The organism is Rossellomorea sp. DUT-2 (genome assembly GCF_052665285.1).
In genome coordinates this window covers 157,104-178,283 of sequence record NZ_JBQPEO010000001.1, presented here as the reverse complement: position 1 = coordinate 178,283, position 21,180 = coordinate 157,104, and the positions used below count along the sequence as shown (strand labels likewise).

The 21,180-nt window shown below is 41.2% G+C and carries 22 protein-coding genes; 2 read left to right on the top strand and 20 right to left on the bottom strand.

Annotated features, from left to right (window positions below):
• Positions 1-4: 4 nt before the first annotated feature.
• The 16 genes from ACOSV2_RS00980 to ACOSV2_RS00905 all read right to left on the bottom strand — a co-directional run bounded on the left by ACOSV2_RS00980 (position 5) and on the right by ACOSV2_RS00905 (position 13,777).
• Entirely contained in the window at positions 5-1,036 is a 1,032-nt protein-coding gene (locus ACOSV2_RS00980) for a TRAP transporter substrate-binding protein (RefSeq protein WP_428973597.1), read from the bottom strand.
• Positions 1,037-1,095: 59 nt separating this feature from the next.
• Positions 1,096-1,635 (bottom strand): FAD synthetase, encoded by a 540-nt coding sequence (locus ACOSV2_RS00975; RefSeq protein ID WP_428973596.1) that lies wholly within the window; start codon positions 1,633-1,635, stop codon positions 1,096-1,098.
• Positions 1,636-1,670: 35 nt separating this feature from the next.
• The gene (locus ACOSV2_RS00970; protein WP_148968378.1) at positions 1,671-1,850 is read right to left on the bottom strand and encodes a tautomerase family protein; all 180 of its coding nucleotides are present in this window, start codon (positions 1,848-1,850) and stop codon (positions 1,671-1,673) included.
• A gap of 2 nt (positions 1,851-1,852) precedes the next feature.
• Positions 1,853-2,653 (bottom strand): 2-keto-4-pentenoate hydratase, encoded by an 801-nt coding sequence (locus ACOSV2_RS00965; RefSeq protein ID WP_428973595.1) that lies wholly within the window; start codon positions 2,651-2,653, stop codon positions 1,853-1,855.
• Positions 2,643-3,683, bottom strand: a complete 1,041-nt coding sequence (gene dmpG, locus ACOSV2_RS00960; RefSeq protein ID WP_428973594.1) for a 4-hydroxy-2-oxovalerate aldolase — start codon at positions 3,681-3,683, stop codon at positions 2,643-2,645. Before dmpG ends, ACOSV2_RS00965 begins: the two co-directional genes overlap by 11 nt.
• Positions 3,684-3,719: 36 nt before the next feature.
• Entirely contained in the window at positions 3,720-4,595 is an 876-nt protein-coding gene (locus ACOSV2_RS00955) for an acetaldehyde dehydrogenase (acetylating) (RefSeq protein ID WP_428973593.1), read from the bottom strand.
• Between the two features lie 12 nt (positions 4,596-4,607).
• Positions 4,608-5,405 carry a 2-keto-4-pentenoate hydratase gene (locus ACOSV2_RS00950; RefSeq protein ID WP_428973592.1) on the bottom strand — a complete coding sequence of 266 codons (798 nt, stop codon included), beginning with the start codon at positions 5,403-5,405 and terminating at the stop codon, positions 4,608-4,610.
• 16 nt (positions 5,406-5,421) lie between these two features.
• Positions 5,422-6,897, bottom strand: a complete 1,476-nt coding sequence (locus ACOSV2_RS00945) for an aldehyde dehydrogenase (protein ID WP_397553305.1) — start codon at positions 6,895-6,897, stop codon at positions 5,422-5,424.
• Positions 6,898-6,977: 80 nt separating this feature from the next.
• Complete coding sequence (locus ACOSV2_RS00940; RefSeq protein ID WP_428973591.1) at positions 6,978-7,448, bottom strand: RidA family protein; 471 nt, start codon at positions 7,446-7,448, stop codon at positions 6,978-6,980.
• A complete protein-coding gene (locus tag ACOSV2_RS00935; protein ID WP_428973590.1) occupies positions 7,396-8,448 on the bottom strand; it encodes an amidohydrolase family protein in 1,053 nt (350 codons plus the stop codon). Before ACOSV2_RS00935 ends, ACOSV2_RS00940 begins: the two co-directional genes overlap by 53 nt.
• Positions 8,445-8,996 (bottom strand): 3-hydroxyanthranilate 3,4-dioxygenase, encoded by a 552-nt coding sequence (locus ACOSV2_RS00930; protein ID WP_397553302.1) that lies wholly within the window; start codon positions 8,994-8,996, stop codon positions 8,445-8,447. Before ACOSV2_RS00930 ends, ACOSV2_RS00935 begins: the two co-directional genes overlap by 4 nt.
• Before the next feature lie 28 nt (positions 8,997-9,024).
• Positions 9,025-9,777: an IclR family transcriptional regulator gene (locus ACOSV2_RS00925; RefSeq protein ID WP_428973589.1), complete on the bottom strand. Its 753-nt coding sequence runs from the start codon at positions 9,775-9,777 to the stop codon at positions 9,025-9,027.
• Between the two features lie 106 nt (positions 9,778-9,883).
• Positions 9,884-11,362: a 4-hydroxyphenylacetate 3-hydroxylase family protein gene (locus ACOSV2_RS00920; protein ID WP_428973588.1), complete on the bottom strand. Its 1,479-nt coding sequence runs from the start codon at positions 11,360-11,362 to the stop codon at positions 9,884-9,886.
• A 20-nt stretch (positions 11,363-11,382) separates the two neighbouring features.
• Positions 11,383-11,865, bottom strand: a complete 483-nt coding sequence (locus tag ACOSV2_RS00915; RefSeq protein WP_428973587.1) for a flavin reductase family protein — start codon at positions 11,863-11,865, stop codon at positions 11,383-11,385.
• 179 nt (positions 11,866-12,044) lie between these two features.
• Complete coding sequence (locus tag ACOSV2_RS00910) at positions 12,045-13,031, bottom strand: lipoate--protein ligase (RefSeq protein WP_428974262.1); 987 nt, start codon at positions 13,029-13,031, stop codon at positions 12,045-12,047.
• A gap of 11 nt (positions 13,032-13,042) precedes the next feature.
• The gene (locus tag ACOSV2_RS00905) at positions 13,043-13,777 is read right to left on the bottom strand and encodes an MBL fold metallo-hydrolase (protein ID WP_428973586.1); all 735 of its coding nucleotides are present in this window, start codon (positions 13,775-13,777) and stop codon (positions 13,043-13,045) included.
• A gap of 195 nt (positions 13,778-13,972) precedes the next feature.
• On the opposite strand from ACOSV2_RS00905, the gene yhfH reads away from it, so the two are divergent.
• Positions 13,973-14,107, top strand: a complete 135-nt coding sequence (gene yhfH / locus ACOSV2_RS00900) for a protein YhfH (RefSeq protein ID WP_079533738.1) — start codon at positions 13,973-13,975, stop codon at positions 14,105-14,107.
• Positions 14,108-14,170: 63 nt separating this feature from the next.
• Here the strand turns inward: yhfH and ACOSV2_RS00895 are convergent, their stop codons facing one another.
• The 3 genes from ACOSV2_RS00895 to ACOSV2_RS00885 form a co-directional block, all read right to left on the bottom strand.
• Complete coding sequence (locus ACOSV2_RS00895; protein WP_428973585.1) at positions 14,171-14,923, bottom strand: FixH family protein; 753 nt, start codon at positions 14,921-14,923, stop codon at positions 14,171-14,173.
• A 148-nt stretch (positions 14,924-15,071) separates the two neighbouring features.
• On the bottom strand, positions 15,072-17,270 hold the full coding sequence (locus tag ACOSV2_RS00890) for a YhgE/Pip family protein (RefSeq protein ID WP_428973584.1): 2,199 nt from the start codon (positions 17,268-17,270) through the stop codon (positions 15,072-15,074).
• Positions 17,271-17,391: 121 nt separating this feature from the next.
• Positions 17,392-17,967 carry a TetR/AcrR family transcriptional regulator gene (locus ACOSV2_RS00885; protein WP_397553295.1) on the bottom strand — a complete coding sequence of 192 codons (576 nt, stop codon included), beginning with the start codon at positions 17,965-17,967 and terminating at the stop codon, positions 17,392-17,394.
• A gap of 186 nt (positions 17,968-18,153) precedes the next feature.
• Here ACOSV2_RS00885 and ACOSV2_RS00880 point away from each other — a divergent pair, with 186 nt between their 5' ends.
• A complete protein-coding gene (locus ACOSV2_RS00880; protein ID WP_428973583.1) occupies positions 18,154-19,560 on the top strand; it encodes a glycoside hydrolase family 18 protein in 1,407 nt (468 codons plus the stop codon).
• A gap of 135 nt (positions 19,561-19,695) precedes the next feature.
• Here ACOSV2_RS00880 and hemY read toward each other — a convergent pair whose 3' ends face one another.
• Positions 19,696-21,093: a protoporphyrinogen oxidase gene (hemY, locus tag ACOSV2_RS00875; protein ID WP_428974261.1), complete on the bottom strand. Its 1,398-nt coding sequence runs from the start codon at positions 21,091-21,093 to the stop codon at positions 19,696-19,698.
• Positions 21,094-21,180 lie beyond the last annotated feature (87 nt).

The window sequence follows — 21,180 nt, the reverse complement described above, 5'->3', positions numbered from 1 at the left end:
TCTATTATTTACGGAAGGTATCAATAAACTCTTGAATAAGTGGATCTGTCGGACCATATTTCTCATCAAACTGCTTCATCTGTTCTTTAAATACATCAGAATTTAGTTCGTAAATTTTCATACCTTCATCTTTTAGAGTCTGTTTAAATTCTTCTTCTTGTCCAGCTCTTGTAGTTGCTGCAAAATCTGCGGCTGCCGCCATGGATTCACGGACAATTTGCTGGTCTTCTTCAGAAAGTCCTTCGAATGTTCCTTTATTCATCATCGCCACTGCAGGCCAAACCATGTGATTAGTCACCGCCCCATATTTAACTACTTCATGATATTTATTGGTGATGGCTGCATCCAAGTCCATGTCCATTCCATCAATTACACCTGTTTGAACGGCAGAATATACTTCCGGTAATGGAAGCCCCTCAGTGGAAGCACCAGAGAATTGATAGAAATCCTGCATTGGCGGACTAGGTGTAACACGCAGTTTTAACCCCTCCATATCTGATGGGTTCTTCACTTCTTTATCTTTAAACAACATCACTCGTTGTCCGGCGAATAAATAGTCCAAGCCGACTAAACCTTGCTTATCGATCGTACTGAGAATATTCTTTGCTACCTCTGAATCTCTTGCTTCATTTGCGGCATTTAAATCTTCAAACGCATAAGGAGTAAACCACGCAGCAAATGAAGGTTCCCTTGAGCTCATATATGCAGCTGTTATCAGACCAAAATCGACTGAACCGGCAGCGATTTGTTCTACCATATCTGCTTCCGTTCCCAACTGACTTGATGGATAAATTTCTACTTTCATACGACCTTCTGATCTCTTTTCGAGCTCTTCTTTAAATTTTTCTGCCCCTTTATGCCACATATGACTCGGTGGTGTAATATGAGCTAATTTAAAGCTATACGTTTTTCCCTTATTATCTTCAGATCCACTGCTTTTTTCAGATTCTCCGGAACCGCAAGCACTCAATACACCTAATACAAGAAGAAGACTCAACAAGTTTAATCCCCATTTTTTCAAACTTTTCACTTTCATTTCCCCCTCATTCATTATTAAAGCGTTTTCAATTATTGAAAATCCAATGAATGCACTCTCTAAAGTTGCAGGTGTAACCCTAACAGATTACTAGCTTCGAAATTTTCCCCTTGCTCGATAAGCTTTCTGATTCTAGTTGAGGAAATTACTGTTCCTTGCTCGCAACAAACAGGATTCAATGTGCTTACTTTAAAAAATTGCCTGAGCGTTTCCACATTGCCTTCTCTGCCATTACCAAATCTAAAATCGTTCCCAACAAATATTTCTTCCGGATGGAAACTCATTAGAGTGTTGATAAATTGGGAAGACGATTGTTTTAGGTACTCTTTATTGAAACTGGCTATCACGGCATAATCTACACCCAGAGACTCAATACGTCCCAACTTCTCATCCAAGGTGGTAAGCATTTTAGCACCTTTGAAATAAGCACGAGGAGGTGGATCAAAAGTATACACTACGCTTGGTATACCTCTTTTTCTGCTTTCATGTACGACATGAGTAATCACAGATTGATGTCCCTTGTGTACACCGTCAAATGCCCCAATTGTTATAATCGACTGAGGCAATGTTAATGACTGACCATGAAGTGTTTGCACCATTAGCACCTCCAATAAATAATGTCCACAAATACTTACTATTCTTTCAACGTCCCACCAACTGCCCAATTCCCCTTTGGAACTTCATTTATTAAAATTCTTACTTGTTCAGGTTTTGTTTCTAAACATTCACAAATTGAAAGAGTCAGAGATTTTACAAGCTCTTCTTTCACTTCGGGACTCCTGCCTTCGAGAATATGAAGATGAGCAATCGGCACCCTTATTCATCCTTCCCATTACACACATTAAAATCAATGAATCCAAGGGGACCAAAATCAACCTTCAAAGAGTCACCGTCATAAATATTGATCGCTTCGGTCAATCCTCCCGTTAAAATAACCATCCCTGCTTCGATTCCCTGGCCATCTCGATCCAACATTTTGGCTAATTCAATAATGGATTTGACAGGGTGCCCTAAAACAGCAGAACCCAGACCGGATTGAACTTTTTCTCCATTTCTAAACATGGAAACTTCCAGATTTTCAAGTGAATAGTTGAAAGGGGAATATGCTTGATCACTCAGTATAAAACGAGAAGATGAGGCATTATCTGCCACAACATCCACTAACGTGAAAGAGAAATTCTTATATCGACTATCAATAACCTCAACTGCAGGCATGATAAATTCTGTAGCACTCCAAACATCCCGAGGTGTCAAGTGGCTTCCCTTTAAATCTTTCTTCATTACAAATGCAATTTCCGGTTCAACTCTGGGATGGATCAACCCTTGAAGAGAGAGAGAATCTTGATTGAGCTCCATTGATTGAGTTAGCCTCCCATAAATTGGTTCATTCACACCAACCGATTGTTGTTTAGCGACACTTGTTAAACCCATTTTCCATCCAATTTTATGATCTCCCCTTTGAAGGGCACATTGTTCCCATAGTTTCTGAATTTCATAGGATTCTTCAACCGTTAAGTTGGGATAAGCCAGTGTAATCTTATCCATCTCAATTCCTTTTACCTGATGAAAATCAATGTTTTTAGCTAATTCTTTTAAGTTCTGCGTTTTAGTCTCCATTTTTGGCTCCTTTCTGCCTTACAGTAGCTTTCTTTGATAATTCGCTGGCGACGTCGACAATCATATCTTCTTGTCCTCCTACGACACCCCTTCTACCTAATTCCACTAAGATATCTCTTGGATCTACATTGAATTTCCTGGCCGCTTTTTGGGCATGAAGTAAGAAGCTCGAATAGACACCAGCATAACCCAGAATTAAACTCCCTTTTGTAATTTCTTGTGGTTTTTCTAAAATGGGGGCTACAATATCCTCTGCCAAATCCATCATTTTATAATGATCGATTCCCGTCTCAATGTTCATGCGATTCAGTATCGAGATCAAGACTTCTGTTTGGGTATTTCCAGCACCTGCACCTAAGCACCGGACACTCCCATCGACCCAGGTTGCTCCTTCTTCTATTGCTGCAAGTGTATTGGCCATCGCCAGAGAGAGATTATTATGGGCATGAAATCCAATATTTGAATGGACGCTTTGCTTTAATGCTTTCACTCTTTCCCTTACTTCATGAGGAAGCATGGCCCCTGCAGAATCTACAATATAAATGGTATCCGCTCCATAGCTTTCCATTAATTTCGCCTGCTGTATCAATTTCTCCATGGGTGCCATGTGAGCCATCATCAAGAAACCGACCGTTTCCATACCCAATTCCTTTGCCGTTTGGACATGTTGCTTTGACACATCAGCTTCTGTCACATGGGTAGCAATACGAGCGAGCCTTGCACCTGCTTGCTCTGCCTTTTTCAATTCTTTAACCGTTCCTATTCCCGGTAAGAGCAGAACCCCTATCTTTGCTTGTCTGCATACAGAAACAGCAGCTGAAATCAAGTCAAATTCATTTGTTTTTGAAAGCCCGTATTGTAGGGAGGAACCCCCTAATCCATCTCCATGGGAGACTTCAATATATGGAATATTCGCTTCATCTAAGGCTTTTGCTACATTTATTACTTGATCCACTGTATAGCTGTGACCGATAGCATGACTTCCGTCTCTTAACGCTACCTCTGTCACAGTAATATCCCGATTTGTCACACTCATTCTCCTTTCGCATTTACTCCAGGTGAAGTATTATGTCTGCTGAGTCATTACATATTTAGCTAGTTCTTCCCCTACTTTCACTGCAGACGAAGTCATGATATCCAGGTTTCCAGCATAACTCGGCAAGTAGTCACCAGAGCCCTCCACTTCAAGGAAAACCGTCACTTTATTGTCTTCAAAAATAGGATCGGTTCGAAGGCGGTATCCAGGAACATATTCACTCACTCTCTTTACCATGTTTTTGATAGATTGAGTAATCTCTTTTTGATTCACATTTCCTTTTACTAAGCAATAAACCGTGTCCCTCATTAAGATTGGAGGTTCAGCTGGATTAAGAATGATGATCGCTTTTCCATATTCAGCTCCTCCAATCACTTCAAGACCTTTGGCTGTTGTTACTGTAAATTCATCAATATTAGCTCTTGTGCCAGGACCCGCACTTCTACTGGAAATGGTGGCAACAATTTCTGCATACTCCACTTCAGCTACTGAATTTATACTGTGCACGATGGGAATGGTCGCTTGCCCTCCACACGTGATCATATTTACATTTTGTTCATGTAAATGCTCGTGTAAGTTTACAGGTGGGACAACAAAGGGACCGATGGCAGCAGGTGTAAGATCAATCACTTTCTTACCGACATTTTTTAATACTTCAGCATGATGATGATGGGCTTTTGCAGATGTTGCATCAAATAATACATCTGCCATTTCATGTTTTTCCATGAACCCATCCAACCCAGTTGAAAATGTTGAAAGACCATGTTCCTGTGCCATTCTTAATCCTTCTGAATTTGAGTCAATACCAATCATTGCCGTTAATTCCAATACATCTGAACGAAGCAATTTCTTCATTAAATCTGTACCTATATTCCCAGACCCGATTATGGCAACTTTCGTTTTCATTTCTTTTCCTCCTTACCTTTCAAACGTACATGAAACCTTTCCCAGACCATCAAACACGGCAGAGAACTCATCACCGGGGTGTGCGTATACAGCTGCTGATAAAGCTCCTGATAAGATCAACTCCCCGGGTTCCAGAGTCAAATTAAACTCATGAAGTTTATTGGCAAGCCACGCTACACAATACGCTGGATCTCCTAGTGCTGCCGAACCCTTCCCCGTATTCATCAGTTCACCATTACGATAGAAGTTCATCCCTACTTCTTTTAAATTGACGTCCTCTATTGATACTGGTCGATTCCCTAATACAAATAACCCTGATGAAGCATTATCGGCAATCGTATCTTGTAATTTAATCTTCCAATCTGTAATTCTGCTATCAACAATTTCTAATGCAGGTAATACATAATCCGTAGCCTCCAATACATCTTCTACAGTTACGTTTGGACCTCGCAATTCTTCTTTAAGGACAAAGGCGATTTCCCCCTCCACTCTAGGTTGAAGAACTTGAGGCTTCAACACTGTTCCATTGTTCTCAATGGCCATTTCATCAAGAAGGTGTCCATAATCTGGTTCATCGACACCAAGTAGTTCCTGCATGGCGATGGACGTGAGACCAATTTTTTTGCCCACTATGGTTGCACCCGTTTCGACTTTCCTCTCGATCGTTTTCAGTTGGATGTGATAGGCTTCTTGAATGGTGATGGATGGTTTTAATTCTGTTAAAGGTTTACTCCCCTCTCTATTTCTCTCAGCTTCTATAAGTTGATTTGAAAAGTTCTTGATCTCTTCACTCATCGTTTTCTCTAACATGATCAGCCCACCTTTCCTATAATTTAATCGTGATATTGGAGAGCTCACTATAAAATTCGAAACTATGCATGCCTCCCTCTCTGCCAATACCGCTTTGTTTCATTCCTCCAAATGGAGTGCGCAGATCTCGCAAATACCAGGTGTTCACCCAAATGATTCCTGCTTCTATTTGGTGAGCTACTCGATGGGCTCTTCGTAAATCATTTGTCCAAATCGTCGTCCCTAATCCATAATGAGTATCGTTTGCTTGTTCGATGACTTCATCTTCCGTTTCAAAAGGCAGTACCGTCACCACTGGCCCAAATATTTCTTCGCGTACACATGTTGCATCCTTATCAAGACCAACAATGATCGTCGGCATGATAAAATACCCTTTGTCTTCTTCCTGGAGACGACCTCCCCCGGCAAGGATGGTTCCGCCTTCATCTCTGGCTGATTGTATGTAGCCCAACACTCGATTATAGTGTTCTTTACTTATTACTGCGCCAACTTTGGTTTCATCACGGAATGGATCACCTACAGTGAGCTCTTTTGTTCTGGCAACGAATTTCTCTAAAAAGGATTCATACACCGAACTTTCAACATAAATTCTGGAACCACACAGACATACTTCCCCTTGATTCATAAAACTTGATTTAAGTGTCGTCTCGATCACTTCATCCAGGTCGGAATCTGCAAAAATGATGTTAGGGTTTTTCCCACCAAGTTCATATGATAGTTTCTTTAAAGATGGGGCAGCGGCTTTCATGATTGCGGTTCCTGTCTTGGTTTCCCCTGTGAACGTAACAGCATCAACGTCAGGATGTTCGGTAATGGCAGCCCCTGCCGAGCCAGGTCCAAAACCATGAACAAGATTCACTACCCCGTCTGGTACTCCTGCTTCTTTACATATTTCTGCCAATACCGTAGCTGTCATGGGAGTCCACTCAGCAGGCTTCATAACTGCTGTATTTCCAGCTGCAAGGCAAGGTGCCATCTTCCATGTAAGAAGTAATAACGGCAGATTCCAAGGATTGATCATCCCCACTACACCAACGGGCCGGCGAATGGAGTAATGAAGGGCTTGTTGATCTTGCTGATATGCCTCTGTTCCCATAGAGGTCAAGTAGTCGGCAAAGAAATGAAAGTTATAGGCAGCTCTTGGAATATCAATTTCAAGTGCCATTTGATACGGTTTTCCCGTATCCATGGATTCAAGTGCAGCTAATTCTTCCTTACGTTCAAGAATCAGGTCGCCAATACGTCTTAAAACGGCAGAACGTTGGCTTGTAGTAAAGGTTTTCCAGGGTCCCTTTAAAGCGGTTTTTGCTGCTTTTACAGCTTCATCTACTTCCTTCTTCCCGCCTTCCGATACTCTTCCCATTATTTCCTCTGTAGCTGGATTCATATTTTCGAATGTTTTCATATCAAATGAATCTCTATATTCACCATTAATGAAATGTCTGCAATCTATTGGTCTAACTTTCTGATTGGATTTTTCTTTTAAATGCACTGAAAGTCCCCCCTGCTACTATTCACACGTTATTATTTTTGAAAAAAGGTGACAAACATGTCACCTTTTTTTCATTTCATTTAAGTTAATGGGTCTTCAATTTCTACAATCATTTCAATTTCAATGGATGTTCCTCCAGGTAATTGTGCCATCCCCACAGCTGACCTGGCATGCTTGCCTTTTTCACCAAAAACCTCTACTAATAAATCAGATGCACCATTCATTACTTTTGGCTGATCCGTAAAATTCTCTGTACAATTGACAAATCCTAATATTTTCACGACTCTCTTAACTCTAGAAAGTTCTCCAAGTTCATCCTTCAAAACGTTTAATAGATTCATCATGGATTGACGGGCAGCCAGATAACCCTCCTGTACATCAAAGTCAGTGCCAATCTTTCCACGATACTCATCGACTCCTTGACCAGAAGTGAAAATCAGGTTGCCAACACGAACTCTACTAACATAATTCCCCACAACAGGGCGTACAGGAGAAAGCTTAAGTCCCAGACTTTGAAGTTTCTCCTCTGGTGTCATTAGTTTTTGTTCCATAGTCAGATTTTAACTCCTTTATATTTAAGAATCTCAACGCATTTTCACCTAAGATCATTCGTCTTTGAACGTCTGTTAATTCGTTCATTCCATCTATTACTCTTCCCGGTGGAATCTCTCTTAATAGAAATGGATAATCGGACCCCATCATTACTTTCTCATGACCAAATCGATCAATTAGGTAGTTCACATTTAAAGAATCGTAGTTTAAGGAGTCAAAATAGAAATTCTTCACATAATGACTTGGTGGATGCGTTGTTAATCGTAATTGCGGCCATACTTTCCACCCTTGATCCAGTCTTGGTAAAATGTACGGGAATGATCCTCCACCATGGGCAAAACAAATTTTCAAATCAGGAAATCTCTCTATCACACCGCTCCAAACAAGACTGGCAGCGGCAAGAGCTGTCTCACTCGGCATTCCGATGGTATACATAAAGTTATGTCGTGGTGTTCGATCCTTAGCCATCGTCTCCCACGGATGAATAAATAAAGGTACATTCCATTTCTCGGCCATCTCAAAAAACTCAAGGAATTCAGGAGCATCTAAATTTTCACCATTTACATTTGTACCTATTTCAATTCCGTATAAATTTAATTCATTAATGCAACGATCCATTTCAGCTACTGCTGTTGCTGCATCCTGCATGGGAACAGTCCCTAATCCTACAAAACGGGAGGGGTGCTCTTGAACGGTTTTTGAAATAAAGTCATTTTGAATCCGTGCCATTTCAAGTGCTGCATCCTTATTTGCCCAGTAAGAAAACGTGACGGGAATGGGAGAAAGCACCTGAATGTCTACACCTTCTCTATCCATATCCTGTATTCTCTTTTTTGGACTCCACACTTGATCGGTCACTTCTCTAAATATCTTTCCTTCTACTAAAATATTAGCTCCACACGCACATGTTTGATGAAGAACCGGCCATTTCCCTCCGTATTTTTCAGCAAAATCCGGGAGGTCCTTCGGAATGATATGGGTATGAAAATCTACTCTCATTTCCATTCCTCAGCTTCAGGGGGCATTTTATTCCCACAATTTTCACATATACGCAGATCTTCACTTGAATTAAAATGTTCTATCGCTTCTTTCACCTGAGTTTCGATATTTGTCAGTTGAACAGTCGCCCGGTGCATTTCATGGTCACATTTATCACAGAACCATACAAAGCTTTCAAGTTCTCCCTGATCCCTTTTTCTTTCTAAAACAATTCCATATGAATCTGCTACTCTATGAGGGGAGTGGGGTACATTTGCCGGCAGCATAAATATCTCACCTTCGCCTACAGTTACCACTTCACGTTTCCCTTCATCATTAATGCATTCTACGTATGCATTGCCTTTAATTTGATAGAAGAATTCATCAGATGGATCCACATGGAAATCACGACGTTTATTAGGACCTCCAAGCAGCATGGCAATAAATTCAGAGTCTTCCCAAAGCACTTTATTGTTCACAGGCGGCTTCAATAGATCTTTGTTATCTTCAATTGTTTTCAATAAATCCAGAACCCTTGTTTTTAAAAATGATTTTGATTGAGTCGTCATTTCATAACCTCCTGAATGATTTTAGTTGTTACAATACACTGCTTATATAGCCGATATCTTTGGAGATTTTTTCAGCTGTATTTACCACAGTTCTAATCATTTCATTTCGATTGCTGCCATTCATATATGAGATTGGTCCAACCATATTAAGCGCAGCGATCGTTTGACCCGTATATGATCGAATAGGTGCCGCTATACCATATAGCCCCAGTTCATTCTCATTATTGCTAATCGCAAAACCCTGGGCTTTAATTTGCTTTAATTCTTCTTTTAATTTTGAAATACATGTAATTGTATTAGGTGCACGTTGTAAAAGCCCCTTGGCAATCGTAGGTTTAATTAAAGACGGGTTATAAGCCAACAAAATCTTTCCCGTACTCGTACAATAAGCCGGTTTCGTTGCCCCGACATATGTGGGTACTGGAAGTGATGTTTTAGATTTCACCTTCAACACGAATCGAACTTCTCCTGAATCGAACATACCAATATGGACGGTACCGTGAAATTTTCGTATGAGACTCTCACAGAATGGTGTGGCCTCGCTATAAATATCCTGCTGATACATAACGTGATTGCTCCATTCTAATAGCTTCCAGCCTAATCGGTATTTTTTTCGGCTATCTTGAATCAGCATTCCCTCTTCACAGAGAGTACGCACTAAATGATGGACAGTACTTGGATTCATCCCTAGTCTTTCGGCAATTTCATTGTTGCCTAGTGCCGGTTCGTCATTGGTAAAGCAATTCAGAATTTTGGAAATCTTTTTCACAGAAGAAATCACTTATTATCCCCCTCATCCTACTATTGGCCAACAGCACCAATTTAAGAACTTTGACAAATCTTGTTGAATTACCTGCTTCCATACAAATAAAATAAAGCGCTTACATTTATGGGGTCGGTTGTCCTTGAAGGTCTTTTGATCCCTTTAATGCCTCGTCAACCATTTCAAAAGAGTGATTCCGTTTAAATCCTGCATAGAAACGACCCAGTCTTCTTAGAGGATCTCCTGAATAATAACGTTCATATTGCAGTAACCTCTGTCCAAATGCTTCACCACATAAATCCCAAGCAAGTTTAAATAATTGAACCCGTTCTTCTGATGTTACCCCAACACGTCCTACATAATATTTCTGAGCATCTTCCCGAAGTTCAGGTTGTTCAAAATCAGCGAATGTTGGTGACATCAGTAATCCACCAGCACCGACAGTTTGCATCACTTCAATGGCGCGGGGATAAAGCTTAGGCAGCATTCCGCGAATGGTCTCAAGAGGTGTACCGGCCGGTCTCACTTCACCGCTGGATGTCGTTTCAAATTCGTATTCTGCCACTCTTAACAAGGCGCGCACTGCTTCAACAGACTGCATAAGCTCCCCTAATTGTGTTTGAACGTTTAAATATCCGTCCACACCAATGGAATCTGCCACTCTTGCTGCTACTTCAGAAGCAAATTGCAGTTTTACTAATCCTCTTACCCCTGATTGATGGGCTGGCTGCTGGCCAATTCCAGTCTTTGGATATAATAGATTAGCAGCTTCAATATTTTGATTGATAAAAATACGGTCACTTGGCACAAATACATCATTAAAGACAAGTAAGGCATCCATTTCTTCATATCTGGATGCGAGTGGATGGTCTAACACAGATCGTTTTCCATCTTGCATCGGCTCTCTACAAATAATTCGCAGCCCCGGTGTGTCTATAGGCAAAGCAAATGCAATGGCATGCTTTTCATCGCCCGGCTGAAACCCTGGGAATGAATAAATGATCACCTCATCAGTTATTGGAGCTAGTGTGGCTAACATCTTGGCTCCTCTTACGATAAAACCATCAGGTCTTTCTTCAACAACCCCTAGATGTGTAAACTCTTTTTCCTGTTCATGAGAAGCTTTACTGCGGTCATTTTGAGGATTAATGATGGCATGAGTCAAGAATAAGTCGTTGGTCCGTATATATTCGTAGTAGTTCACCATATTCTTTGCCCATTCCGGATTATATTGTTCTAGAAACCACTTATTGCTGGCCATTGCAGTAATCGTTACATTAAGAAAGTCGGGTGTTCTTCCCATAAGCCCAAAGGTTGCTTTAGCCCAAACTTCAAAAAGCCTGCTTCTTGCCTTTAAATCTTCATACGATTTTGGAACTTTAAATGCGTGGGAAAATCGCTCACCTGTTTCTTCACATATGTAGGTGATTTCCTCTTTGATTTTTGGATCATTTTGAATATCGTAGAGATTTGCAATTTCATGGATTGGCTGGCGGAATACTTCTTCCTCATAAACATTCTCTACTTTCTTTCCTCCCAGCCAGACCTCTGGTTGACGTGATTTCAAACCTTCTATATACTGAGCCCCAGTACGAATTGTCATTTAAACATCCCCCTTTACCACTACTTTTTTACGTAGTTATCGATTAAATTGGTTTCTAAAAACTTACCTTGGAAAAAGACTAAACTATTACCTTCTTCATAATGGTAATTTTGAACTTCACCCACAAATAGAACATGGTCCCCGCCTTCATATTCCTTCCAGGGATTGCATTCAATTGTAGCTAATGAACCTTTAATAAGGGGACCACATTCGGTCTCTTCCCATTCAATTTGCAATCCTTGTTGTTCTTTTCCGGCAAATTGCCAGGCCACCGCTTCCTGACCGGCTGCCAATATATTAATAACAAAAGGCTTATCTTTCATTCTTTCGTAGGCTTTGGCTTTTTTATCAATAGATACCATCACTAATGGAGGATCCAAAGAAACAGACGTAAACGAATTTACCGTAATCCCATGATTCTGATTGTTATCACCTTTCCAAGTAACAACCGTTACTCCCGTGGCAAACTTACCAAAACAATTTCTTAAATCGCGAATATCCAATTTACATGCCACCTCCTCATTTCTTAATCTGACTCCATACTATAGCTTTATTAAAGATAAAACTTACGATAATTTCATAATGTGAAATATTCATGGAATTTTTTAAAAAATCTGATATTTTTTGTAGTATTTTTAAAACAAAAAAATAACCCTCCTCATAAGAGGAGAGTCATTAATCTTTAATACACCAAATCCACAAATTCATCCTTCGTCACATTACCGAAATAGTGTTGAATATCAACGCCCTCTAAAACTCCGGCGATGTCTTTTCGTTCATAGCGTGTACCAGTCAGTTTTTCTTCAATGTCTTCTACATTCCCGACTCCGAAGAAATCGCCATATATTTTACAGTTTTCGATTTTCCCTTTGTTCACATCCAAACGGACATCAATCGATCCGACCGGGAAACGGTGAGAATGCTGAAGATTGAATTTCGGTGATTTACCGTAGTTCCAATCCCAGTTCTGATAGCGCTCTTTTGAAAGCTCATGGATGTTCTTCCAGTCTTCTTCCGTCAGGACATATTCTTCTACGTCGCTTCCGTCAAAAATATAATCCAGAAGGGTTGAACGGAATTGTTCGATGTTCATTTTTTCTGACAGGAATTCAGAAATGTTGGCCACACGGCTTCGAATCGATTTGATCCCTTTTGATTCAATCTTATCCTTTTTCACCCTTAAAGCTGACACGACGTTTTCCATTTCAGAATCGAACAAGAGCGTTCCGTGGCTGAACATCCTGCCCTTAGTGGAGAACTGGGCGTTACCGGAGATCTTTCTGCCTTCTGCAATAATATCGTTACGTCCGCTCAGCTCTGCCTTCACCCCCAGCTTATGAAGGGCTGTTACAACAGGCTCAGTGAATTTTTTGAAGTTGTGGAAGCTCTCTCCGTCATCTTTCGTGATGAAGCTGAAGTTCAGGTTTCCTAAATCGTGATAGACCGCTCCCCCACCGGAAAGTCGGCGAACGACATGAAGACCTTGCTTCTCCACGTAGTCTGTACTAATCTCTTCAATCGTATTTTGGTTCTTCCCGATTATGATGGAAGGTTCATTTATATAAAATAATAAATAACTCTCATTAATATCTAAGTTCTTCAATGCATATTCTTCAATAGCAAGATTGATCCTTGGATCCGTGATCCCTTTATTATCGATAAATAACATCATTCTTCCTCCTAAATATTTACTTCCATATCTTTTTTCGCTAACAATACCTCGCCGCTATAAATGGTTTTCGCTTCCGTAAGCAATTGCTCCAGTTCGCCGAAATGAGGTAAATGTGTCAGTATGAGCTTTCCGGCATTCGTTTTCTGAGCAAGATTCCCGGCGTCGAGACTCGTCATGTGACCAGCGTTCGAGGCATCCATATTTCCATAGAAATTACATTCACAGAGCAGTACATCTGCGTCTTTCCCAAATGGAACAAATGACTCTTTGAAAGCCGAGTCTGCTGTATAGAACAGCGATTTGCCGTCTGCTTCGATTCTCATTCCGTAACACGGCACGGGATGCTTGGCCTTCACAAATGTCACTGTGAAAGGACCAATCGATAATGATGTATCCTCCTTATATTCATGGGCTTTCATTAAATCTTTGTATGTAATCGTATCGTAACCCCGTTGATCTTCCCTATGGGCATATACAGGTAATCTACCTTTATTTTTCCCCAGGAAGTATTGAATCAACAAAGCGTGTTGTAGTACACCTAAATCTGCTACATGATCGGGATGATAGTGGGAAAGAAGGACCGCATCTATCTCTGTAGCCTCTACGTGATGTTGCAAGTGGGATAGTACACCACTGCCACAGTCAATAAGCAGTTTAAAGCCATTATGCTGGAGTAAATACCCGGTACTCGCTTCTCCTGCCTTCGGATAGCCGCCCCATTGGCCAATAACGGTAAGCTTCATTTTTGAACCCGCCCTTCACTTTAGTATGTATCCCTACTATACTTCATTGTGCCTATTTTTTCATTTTTTTCGCCTATTTTTGAATTAATCGTTGACGAAATACATACTGTTATAATACAATAAAATAAATTAACACATCAGTTATATAACACAAACAATTGATGGGTGAAAACAAATTTACGGAGGGTGATTAACATGGTAAAAAATATTGTGGAGTTCTTTCGAAATTTGCCGCCTAAGTCTTGTGCACAGTGTGGAGATACAATTGAAGAGCAGCATGAATGCTACGGCATTTATTGCGAAAAATGTACGACTGATTACGAGTATTAAATATTAAGAAACAAGGGGTAATAAAAAGGATGCTCTTCAAAATGAAGGGCATCCTTTTTATGTTTATTGTACTTCTACTTTTTGCATAGTGTGTTCGTGAATTTCTTCTCCTTTGGTCACGTGAACCTGTACATGATACGTACCAGTTTCCGGGAAAGCATACGAACCGTTATACATACCAGCTTCACCCTCTGTTAAATCCACCCATTCGTGTTTTTCCTGACCTTCTTTGTAAATTTCCAAACGCACTTCTGCTTCTTCTAATGCTTTTTCTTCATTTTTCACCTGAACGTTCATTTCTGCTTCGTCATTCATCTTAATCGTATCAGACTTCTTAAGATGGATGGATACTGTACTTTCGTGATGGTCATGATGACCGTCTTCGCTTTTCTCTCCATGTTCCCCTGCCTCCACTTCACCAATCGCAATTTCAGCTTTCGGCATGGTGTGCATATCACGGGCTGTTACATGGACCTGCACTGTATACATGCCGTCCTCTTCAAATGTCTTTTCAGCTTTGTAAACACCGTCTTTATCGTGCTTTGCTTCGATCATTTCACTTTCATCTTTATGACCATTTTTCCAAATCTCGTATTTGACTTCACCGGCGTCCTCGACGTTCTCATCGCCTTGAGTGACTTTAGTAGAGAGGGAAACGGTTTCATCCTTCTCTCCTTTTTCAGGCACTTCTAACTTTGCTTCAATCGCTTCCAATTTCTCATCTTCTTTTGCTCCGTTATCTTCATTGGAATTACCGCATGCAGCGATAAACAATGCAAGGACACCTAACAGCATAAACAAGCTTATTTTCTTCATGACAACATTCTCCTTTAGGCATACTCTTTTCAGTGTACCAACATTATGTACCTCTCTCCAATTAGTATACACTTTCATGCTTACCAAGGGTTTGTCCATTTCATGAAGAAAAAACGGTAGATGTGTGTGGCATCTACCGTTTTTTTCCTTATGCTTCTACTGACTTCGTATATTGTTTCTTGAATAGCCCTATAAAGAACACTGAGGTCAATGCGACGAACACAATGAAGTATCCCAACAGGATGAAAAGGTTCTGCCACATGAAGTCAAAGTCCCCGCTTGAGATGACCGCTTTGAATGCTGACACCGAATATGTCATCGGTAACAATGCACTGATTGGCTGCAGCGCAGTCGGGATTAATTCGAGTGGGAATGTACCTGCACTCGTCGTTAATTGTAGAATCAAGATGATGATCGCTACAAATCGTCCCGGATCACCAAGGATTGTAACGAGCATTTGAATCAGCGCAAGGAATGTAAGACTCGTAATAATAGTTGAAAGTAAGAATAATGGTACACTTTCTACTTCAAGCCCCAATCCAAAGAGTAAAATGGCTGCTGCAATCAGTGATTGGATGATCCCCACTGAAGTAAGGACAGCGAATTTACCAAGGAACCAATTCATTCCGCTTGATGGGCGATCGGATGGTTCTCTCAGTGGATACACAATGGAGATTAATAACGCCCCTACGAATAGTCCAAGAGATAAGAAATATGGGGCAAATCCAGTTCCGTAGTTTGGAACATGATTGATTTTATCATTTTTCACATCGACGGGACCAGCCATCATGTCATACGTATCGTCATCCGCTTTGACACTGTTAGCTTCTTTTGCTGCGTCTTTTAATTTAGTTTCATATTCTGTTGTTCCATCTGATAGTTTCGTAGAGCCTTCTGCCAATTGTGTTGAACCATCGGCAAGTTTCTTAGAACCATCTGTTAATTGATTGGAACCATCGTATACCCTGTTAAGACCCGAGCTTAGTTCGTTTGCACCTGAAGCGAGGCTTGCTGTTCCCTGGTATACTTCCCCAAGCTTTTCATTTAATAAACCGTAGTTTTCCACAATTTTGTTTTGACCGGCAACAAGCTGATTGGAGCCTTCGTCAAGCTTGGCTGAACCGGCAACAAGCTGATCGATTCCACCTTGTAGTTTCATTTGACCTTTATTTAATTCCCCGATTCCTCCAGCAAGAGAATTCGCTCCTTTTTGAAGCTCGGATGCACCCGTACTTAGAGCTCCGGTACCCGTTTGAAGACCGGTCGCCCCCTGCTTGATCTGATCGATGGCAGCCTGTAATTCAGCCTGTTTTTCTTCCGGAAGGCTGCCCATAAATGGTGCCAGTTCTTCTTCAAGTTTTGTGGCCCCCGCTCCAATGGCTTGAGCCCCTGCTTTCGCATTATCCGCTCCACCCTGGAGAGCACCGATTTTTTCTGCCAGGTTTTGAGATCCGGCGTGCAGTTTGGCTGTATTGTCCACTGCGCTATTTAGACCTGAATCCACCTGCTCCAATCCAGCCTTGCTTTTATCGATTCCAGCTGCAAGGGCATCAATCCCTGACTGGACATCCTGTGTTCCTTTATATAGTTGTTGGGATTTATCCGTCATGACCCCGACACCGTCCGATAATTCCTGAGAACCTTTTGCGAGTTTCTCAGCACCTGCACGGGTTTTTGCCACACCGTCCGTCATCTCTACATTTTTTTCAGCAAGGACAGCTAAATTGTCCTTGAGCTTGTTGGCCCCTTGAGATAGATCAATGGCCCCATTATTGATTTCGCCCGCTTTGTCGCTGGCAGTCTGGAAACCATCTCCCATTTCTTGAATCTTATCAAACATCGTTTCAGCATACGTTTCGGAAACGGATTTAGAAAGACTTGCTTTGATCTCTTTCATGGCCGTATCCCCGATTTGAGCAGATAGGAAGTTAAAGCTCTCATTAGGCACATATTTCAGAGAAAGCTTCTTAGGGTTATCTTCTAGTAACGTTGTTCCGTTTTCAGAGAAATCCTCCGGAATCTCAACAAGCATGTAATAATCCTGCTTCTCTAAATTTTTGTATCCTTCTTCTTTATCGATAAAATGAAAATCGAATTGATCACTATCCTTCAATTTATCAACAAGTTCATCTCCAATATGCAATTCCTTCCCGTCAAACTCTGCTCCCTGGTCGCTGTTTACAACCGCCACAGGTAAGTCTGACAGCTGTTCATATGGATCCCAAAATGCCCATAAGAACATACCACTGTACAAAACAGGGATGAAAAGAACGGCTAGAATCGGGATGAGAAGTTTCTTATTTTTGAAAATCGCTTTGAATTCTGAACCAATAAATGAATTCTTCATGTGTTTCCTCCTATTATTTTTCTAAATTTGAATTATTGACCAATTAGTTCAAATAGTCATTTTAGTATAAAAATAAATGACTACTTTATTCACTTAGTCATTCCTTGCCAAAGATGAAGGACTATCGATTCGATAATCCTTTAATTAAATATAGTTCAAAGAGATTGGCAATTTCATCTTTATCTAGTGGACCATGTGCTCGTTCCCAATCGAATATAAGTGAAACGTACATCTTCAACATAACAAAGGCGGTCATTTCAGGATTACATGGCTTAATCGCTTCTGAAGCAATCGCTTTTTCAATTCGTTGACTCAAGAATTCAATGACTACTTCCTCCATGCGATCAATAACTTCTGATACAGCAGGAGTTCCCATTTCCCGGGCTTCTTGATAAAGCTTGATGGTCAGCTTATGCTCTTTCCTGAATTCAAGCATGCGAAACAATGCACGATGAACATTTTCCGAGAAGGTTTCCTGCGGATCAATCACTTCTTCGGCTTCCTGTTTCATTTCATTGATTAAAGATGATACAATTTCATCAAACAATTCTTCTTTATTTTTAAAAAACGTATAAATCGTTCCTTTTCCCACGTTCGCTAATTTTGCCACTTGATCCATCGTCGTTGCTTTATAGCCAAACAGTGAGAACGAATTCGTCGCAGCCTCCAGAACCTGTTTCTTTCGATCAATCGCCATGACCTCACCCCTTAATATGACCGGTTGACCAAATTTGAAATTTAGTCATTTTGTTAACATTGATAAATTTATCACACTTCTTGCCAATACACAAGTGATTTTTTCTTATAGTATATCATTCATCCTTCATATAGAATAAGCCCTTCTGAATAGGCTATATAGATAAGGTTTGTTTGGAGGTGTCTTATGAATATTTATGTTGTCAAAAGCGGGGATTCTCTTTGGTCGATCGCACAAAGATATGGTGTCGACGTCAATCAAATTTCATACGGAAATCAATTGAAAAACCCCAATATTCTCGTGATTGGACAAAGTCTTCTCATTCCGGAATCCTTAAAAGAATATATCGTGCAAGCAGGAGACACTTTGTATAGCATTAGCCAAAAGTACAATATAAGTTTTAAAGAACTGATTGATTTCAATCAGATTTCTGACCCTGCCATGTTATTCGTCGGTCAATTGATCGTTATGCCTTCCTTTATTCATAAAGTAAAGTCAGGGGAATCTCTCTATACCATTTCCTATAACTATAAAGTCCCGCTACAGGAAATATTAAATGCCAATTCCATTGCGAATCCTTCTCTCATCTATCCAAACCAGCAAATCCGGATTCCAAACACGAAACTCACCACGGAAGTAAATGCCTACAATACCCGTACAGATAGTAAAGGTGTAGCGGAAGTCAACGGTTTGGGCAGCTATTTCACCTACTTGACTCCCTTTACGTATTCCATTACAAAAGACGGTTCGGTCACTGAGTTAAATGATAGTGCTCTTATTTCAGCCTCATACAACCAAAACGTCGACCCTCTACTGGTTCTCACGAATTTCACAGGAGGGAAATTCGACTCTGATCTTGTTGCCACCATCCTAAGAAGTGAATCTCTGCAAAACACCTTAATCTCATCTATCGTAAAGAAAATGGAGATGAAAGGCTATAAAGGGGTAAATTTTGATTTCGAATATGTCTATCCCGAAGACCGGGAAAATTATAATACTTTCTTAAGAAGCACCGTTGCAGCACTAAAACCTAAAGGATACTCTGTGTCGACGGCCCTTGCTCCTAAAATTAAAACTGATCAAAAAGGACTTTTATATGAAGCACATGACTATAAAGCTCACGGAGAAATTGTCGACTTTGTTGTCATCATGACATACGAATGGGGATGGGCAGGCGGCAAGCCATGGGCGATTGCCCCGATTAATGAAGTGAAGAAAGTACTTGATTATGCCGTTACCGTCATCCCGAGAAACAAAATCATGATGGGCGTCCCCCTTTACGGTAGAGATTGGAAAGTTCCATGGATCGACGGAACCTTCGCCAAAACGGTCTCCCCTCAAGGAGCACTTGATCTCGCAAGCAAATATGGTGTAAGGATTCAATACAACGACGTTTATCAATCCCCTTATTTCACCTATTGGGATGAAACCGGCCAAAAGCATGAAGTCTGGTTTGAAGACGCCAGAAGTATGCTGGCCAAACAGAAAACGGTGGATGAGTATAGACTGCGAGGCTTAAGCTACTGGGTTCTGGGATCAGCATTTCCTCAGAACTGGATGCTGCAGCATTCCAGGTATCGGGTTGTGAAGTGAGGGGTACACCTCCTGTTGTCTGCAGGAGGTGTCTTTCTGTTTGTACAACTGGAAGGAAATCCGCCTAGCTTCCCATTAGTTCCCCAACCCTATTAAATTCAAAAAAGACCGCCAACCCTGGCGGTCTCACGTATCCTATTTCAGATACTCCATCACTTTCGATACAGTCGTTTCCCCCTGTACGATACAATCAGGAATACTTACTCCTTCATAAGAGCTCCCGGCGATAAATAATCCAGGTAGACTTGCTTCAGCCTGATCATACATGTCCTGGATCCGTTCCCTGTGGCCAACTGTATATTGAGGCATGGAGTTCTTATAACGGGACACGATTGTAAAGTCAGGTGCACCCTCTATATCTAGGACTTTGCTCAGATCTTCAAGAACAATCTGCTCAATTTCATCATCAGATAAATCGACGATGGTTTCGTCACCGGATTTCCCCAGGTAACATCGCAATAATGCCTTTCCTTCCGGGGCTGTATGTGGCCATTTTTTATGGGTCCAGGTTCCCGCCGTCAAGGAATAGTCACTGTTTCTTGATACAAGGAATTCCGTACCTGCGATGTCTTTTTTGATGGCATCCTGCGAGAATCCCATTGCTACGGTTGCCACGGATGTAGCCGGCATTTCTTTTAAAAAGGTTAAGAAAGGATACGAGGGAAACATGGATTGTACTACATGATGAGGTGTGGTGACGATTACGCTGTCGGCTTCCAACTGTTCACCGTTTGTGAAGGTAATCGTGTAAACATTGCTGTCTTCTTTTTCTATGCTGGTTACTTTCATGCTCTTGTATACCGTATTCGGGTCCAGTTCTGCTTCCATGGCATCGATGAGCGATTGAAGCCCTCCTGTAAATGTCAGGAAGTTCCCTTTTTCATTTGAATTTTCAGATTGACCGCTCTTTTTGATTCCTGCGATTAAACTACGATGTTTTTGTTCTAATTCATAGAGTTGCGGAAAAGTTGACATTAAGCTTAATTGATCGATATCACCGGCAAAAATTCCGGTTAAGAGGGGTTCGATCAAATGGTCGACCACTTCATCCCCCATTCTTCTTCGAAAGAATTTCCCCAGTGACTGATCTTCTGTTTCCTGTGAGCGGGGAAGCACGAAATCAGCGGCAGCCCTCATCTTTCCGGTCAATGAAAACAAACTGGTCGTAATGAATGGGGCGATTTGAGTTGGAATACCTACGATGGATCCCCCGGGTATCGGATACAGCTCACCGCCCGCTATCACATAGGATGTGCCTTTACGGTTTCGAATGAGCGTTCCTTCGATTCCGAGTCGTTCCGCTAAGCGGGAGACTTCTGGTTTGCTGGCTAAGCATGAGTCCGGTCCCTTTTCGATCACATACCCGTCCCTTTTCAAGGTTTGCACTTTTCCACCCAGCCGATGGGTGGCTTCCACTAGCTTCACTTCGATCGGAAGGTTTTTATCCTTTATTTCCTGTTGCAGGTAGTACGCTGTCGTTAATCCGGTGATCCCTCCACCTATGATTACGACTCTTTTATTTTGTTGTTCCAACACGTTCATCGCCTTCTTTAACAATATATCTTATGGAACAATAGAGAAGGACTAAAGCGGTGAGTGTAAACTCATATGCCTCAGTCC